Annotated in this window: 4 protein-coding genes; 2 read left to right on the top strand and 2 right to left on the bottom strand. The window is 26.7% G+C overall.

Annotation, left to right across the window (positions count from 1 at the left end; all coding sequences use genetic code 11):
- Positions 1 to 172 precede the first annotated feature (172 nt).
- Together Q0138_RS00960 and Q0138_RS00955 are read left to right on the top strand one after the other, a co-directional pair.
- Complete coding sequence (locus tag Q0138_RS00960) at positions 173 to 523, top strand: nascent polypeptide-associated complex protein (protein ID WP_297979660.1); 351 nt, start codon at positions 173 to 175, stop codon at positions 521 to 523.
- Positions 524 to 851: 328 nt separating this feature from the next.
- A complete protein-coding gene (locus Q0138_RS00955; protein WP_297979658.1) occupies positions 852 to 1,592 on the top strand; it encodes a metallophosphoesterase in 741 nt (246 codons plus the stop codon).
- Positions 1,593 to 1,984: 392 nt separating this feature from the next.
- Here the strand turns inward: Q0138_RS00955 and Q0138_RS00950 are convergent, their stop codons facing one another.
- Positions 1,985 to 2,890: an NAD(P)-binding domain-containing protein gene (locus Q0138_RS00950; protein WP_297979654.1), complete on the bottom strand. Its 906-nt coding sequence runs from the start codon at positions 2,888 to 2,890 to the stop codon at positions 1,985 to 1,987.
- 378 nt (positions 2,891 to 3,268) lie between these two features.
- A partial coding sequence (locus Q0138_RS00945; RefSeq protein ID WP_297979651.1) for a hypothetical protein occupies positions 3,269 to 3,941 on the bottom strand: 673 nt, incomplete at its 5' end.

Genomic DNA, 3,941 nt, shown 5'->3' with positions numbered 1-3,941 from the left:
TTTTAATAAAAATTGTTATATACCTTAATTTATAGAATAAGTATTAAGTTTAAATATTCAATTGATTTTAGAATTCTAATTTAATATTTTAAATTCTTGGAAATTTAAGTTTAGAATTCTAATTTAATATTTTAAATTGATAAATAATTAAAAAATTTACTGAGGTAAAATAATGATTCCAGGTATGAATCCAAAACAACTTAAACAAATGCAAAGACAAATGAAAAAAATGGGAATGGATATGAAAGCTTTAGAAGGAGCTAAAGAAGTAATTATCCGTTTTGAAGATAAAGAATTAATTATTGCTGATCCTGAAGTGAATGTTATGAATGTAATGGGTCAGGAAAACTATCAAATCACTGGAACTGCAGTTGAAGTTGAACTTGAAACCGAACTTATCATTCCAGATGAAGATATTGAAATGGTTGCAAGCACTGCTGGTGTAAGTGCTGCAGATGCTGAAGAGGCATTAAGAGAAACCGGTGGAGATTTAGCTGAAGCTATTTTAAAACTTAATGGTTAAATCTTTTAACTATTTTTCTTTTTCTTTTTTTTTATTTTATTTCTATTTTTTTCTATTGATTTTCTAATGTTTAAAACACATTTTTATTATTTTTAAAAATTTTATTTTATTGTTTAAAGAGTTAATTTTATTATTTTTAAAAAATTTTATTTCATTGTTTAAAGAGTTAATTTTATTATTTTAAAAAATTTTATTTCATTTTTAAATGAAATTTAATTAATTTTATTAATTTTATTAATTTAATTAATTTTATTAATTTTATTAATTTTATTAATTTAATTTATGTAATTATGGATGTAATTATTTTAATTTTAATTTAGGCGATTTTATGACAACTATAGCACATATTTCTGATTTGCATGTTAGTCAGGCTGATTTTGATGAGGAAATATTCTTAAAGGCGGTTGATGAGATAAATGACCTTTCTCCAGACATGATTCTGCTTACTGGAGATATAACCGACAATGGATATTATAAAAACTATGAACTGGCTACCAGTTATTTGAAAATGTTTAAGGCTCCATTGTTTGCAGTTCCTGGAAATCATGATTCCCGTAATAGAGGTTATGAAACCTTTGAGGAATTCATTGGTGAGAGAAGTTGGAGAGTTCTTACAAAGGACGGTCTTATTGTTGTTGGATTGGACAGCAGTTCTCCAGATTTAAATACTGGTCATATTGGACGTGAACAACAGATATGGATGGAACATCAACTTAAAAAGGCTAAATCCAAGGGAAATGATTTTTCAGTTGTTGCACTTCACCATCATGTCATTCCAGTTCCAAGAACCGGTAGGGAAAGAAATGTTCTTCATGACAGTGGAGACATTTTGGAATCTTTGATAAAGAATGATGTTGATTTGGTTATTTCAGGCCATAAGCATGTTCCGCACATTTGGAAATTGGAGGAAACCCTTTTTGTAAATGCGGGATCTCTTTCTTCCTATAAGTTGAGGGGAAAGGATTTGAATTCATATAATACTTATTTCATTGAAGATGGAAAGGTAGAGATTTATTTAAATGAAGTAGGTGTTAAGAAGACTTTAATGAGAACTTATTCTAAGGGTTAAGCTTCTTTTTATTTTTAATCATTTTTTAATCCTTTTTTAATCCTTTTTTAATCTTTTTTTCATTTTTTTCACTATTTTTTACTATTTTTTACTATTTTTTACTATTTTTTTATATTTTTACTATTTTTAAATAGGTGTTTTTGTTTTTTAAAAAGAATAATTTAAAAAAAGATTTTAAATTTATTTTTAAAAAAATAATTTTAAAGTTTTAAATATGTAAAAAATAGAAGAATAAAATTAGAAAGTAGAAAATTAGATAAATAAAATTAGAAAATATGACATTAGATAAATAAAATTAAAAATTAGAATAATAAATTAGAAAAAATGAATTTAGAAAAATAAAAATAGAAAAATGAAATTAGGAAAATTAAATTGGGTTTATTTTTTAGAAATTAAAAGTATTCGTTTTCATCTATTTCTGTTTTTAATTCTTCATATTTATTTAAAAGGATTTTCATAAGGTCCTTAGCTGATTTGTCCAGTTTTTTGTCTAATAAATCGATTCCGTCCTGGTTTAATCTGCCATGGGTTGTTACCTTCTTGATTATCTCTTCACTTGAGAGTTTTTGATTGTCCATCAATATGCTTGTTGCAAGCATTGTCCTAATAATCATTTCCTCTGCTTCTTTTTTACTTAAATTGGATTGTATGCTTGCATGGTATGCAAATTTGTCAACAATCATTGCAGCTATTGCAGGTCCATAGCTTGTAAGAACTGTACTTATTTCCAATTCATTGTTGATTATTACAATGTCTTCGGTATCTGCAGTGATTACATTGTTGTTAATGCTTCTTACATAACTGAATTCATTGAAGAAATCCTCAAGGTATAATCTTTCCTCAAGTTCTACCTTTTTGTTATGCTTGATTAGGGTGTAGCCCTTTCTTCTGGACAGGGAACTGATTGTATTGTTTGAGGTAACGCTTGAAGCTATTGTAGGGATTACAACTGAAAGTTTTCCATCATATATTTTTTCTGCCTGGTTAAGGTCAATTCCTGCACAGGTGTAAATGATGTGTATGTTCTTTTTGATAAATGGGCTAATTTCATCAATGATATTCTTGAATTGAGGTGTTTCAACACAAATCAATATCTTATCACAGTTTTCAGCAATTGTTTTATTGTCGTCTGTAATGCTTATGTTTGCATCAGGGTATTCGCTTTTTAAGTGTTCTATCTTTTCCTTGTTCCTGTTTGAAATGAATAGCTCCTCGTCATCAAGCAATAGATTGAGCTTGAGTATGTTGTTTGTGATAAGTGAACCAACATTTCCATATCCTATTAGCCCAAGTTTCATTGTCCCTAACTCCTAATTAATTATGAATAAAAATAAGTTTAAAATAATTATTTTTAAGTTAATTTTTGCATAATGATTTAAATTTTATTTGAAAATTGATTTATTTTAAGTTTATTTTGCATAATAATTTTAAATTTTATTTGAAAATTAATTTTTGTATAACTTATTAAAATTATATTTATAAATTTGTCTATTTTTCTATTTAAATATTAATGAATTTTATCCATTATTTTTCAATTTAAAGAATAAAATAAAGTTTATTTTAGTTTTTTTCAAGCTGGTTTTATTGGCTTTCATTTAGGTTTAATTTTCTTTCTTGTTTTATTTTTTCTTCTTTTATTATTCGTTTATTTTAATATTAGAGTCTTTTGAAATTGTTTATTTTATTATTCTGATATCTTTATCTTCTGAAACCTTTCCTTTATTTATAAATTCCTTTGTTATTGAATTGAATAGTTTTGGCTTGTTTATGTTCCATAATTCAGTTCCCTTATTTATTTCAATAAGTTTTGCGTTTTTAAAGACTGTCTTAAGTTCAATCGCTGATTTTCTGCTGTTTAGATTCTCCTTTGTTCCATAAGCAATGAGAATATTGTTCTTGTTTTTTATCATTTCATTCTTTTTTAAGTGGTCTATAGGGTAGTTCAGGGATTCAAATGCTATTTCCCTTTCCTTTTTAATGGAGAAGTCCAATATTTCCTCCATGTCATTGTAGAATTCCTTTGAAATTCCAAAGTATCTTAGATATGCCTTTACAATGAATTGATCAGGCTTTGTGTTCAGGTATTCTGCCTTTGTCTTTGCAAGTCTTTCCAATGGGTCGTTGTCTGTATCGCTTTCTTGATGGCATTCAGGGCTTGAAATGATGAGATTGTCTATCAAATCAGGGCTTTTGTTTAGGATTTCAAGAGCTATTGAGCCTCCAAGTCCCATTGAAATAATGTTTATTTTGCTTTTGCTTTTGTGTTTTTGCTTTAATGCTTCTTTTATGAATTTTATAATTGATTTGGATGATTTTTCAATTGTAAATTCTTCTTCTCTTCTTTTATCT

Source organism: uncultured Methanobrevibacter sp. (assembly GCF_937906425.1).
Classification (GTDB): domain Archaea; phylum Methanobacteriota; class Methanobacteria; order Methanobacteriales; family Methanobacteriaceae; genus Methanobrevibacter.
Note: the sequence above shows the minus strand (reverse complement) of the source record. Positions and strands in the feature narration are given on the sequence as shown.

Bases quoted from the DNA above. Each gene is read 5' to 3' on its own strand.
- Q0138_RS00960 (WP_297979660.1), top strand. From the start codon at position 173: ATGATTCCAGGTATGAATCCAAAACAACTTAAACAAATGCAAAGACAA.
- Q0138_RS00955 (WP_297979658.1), top strand. From the start codon at position 852: ATGACAACTATAGCACATATTTCTGATTTGCATGTTAGTCAGGCTGAT.
- Q0138_RS00950 (WP_297979654.1), bottom strand. From the start codon at position 2,890: ATGAAACTTGGGCTAATAGGATATGGAAATGTTGGTTCACTTATCACA.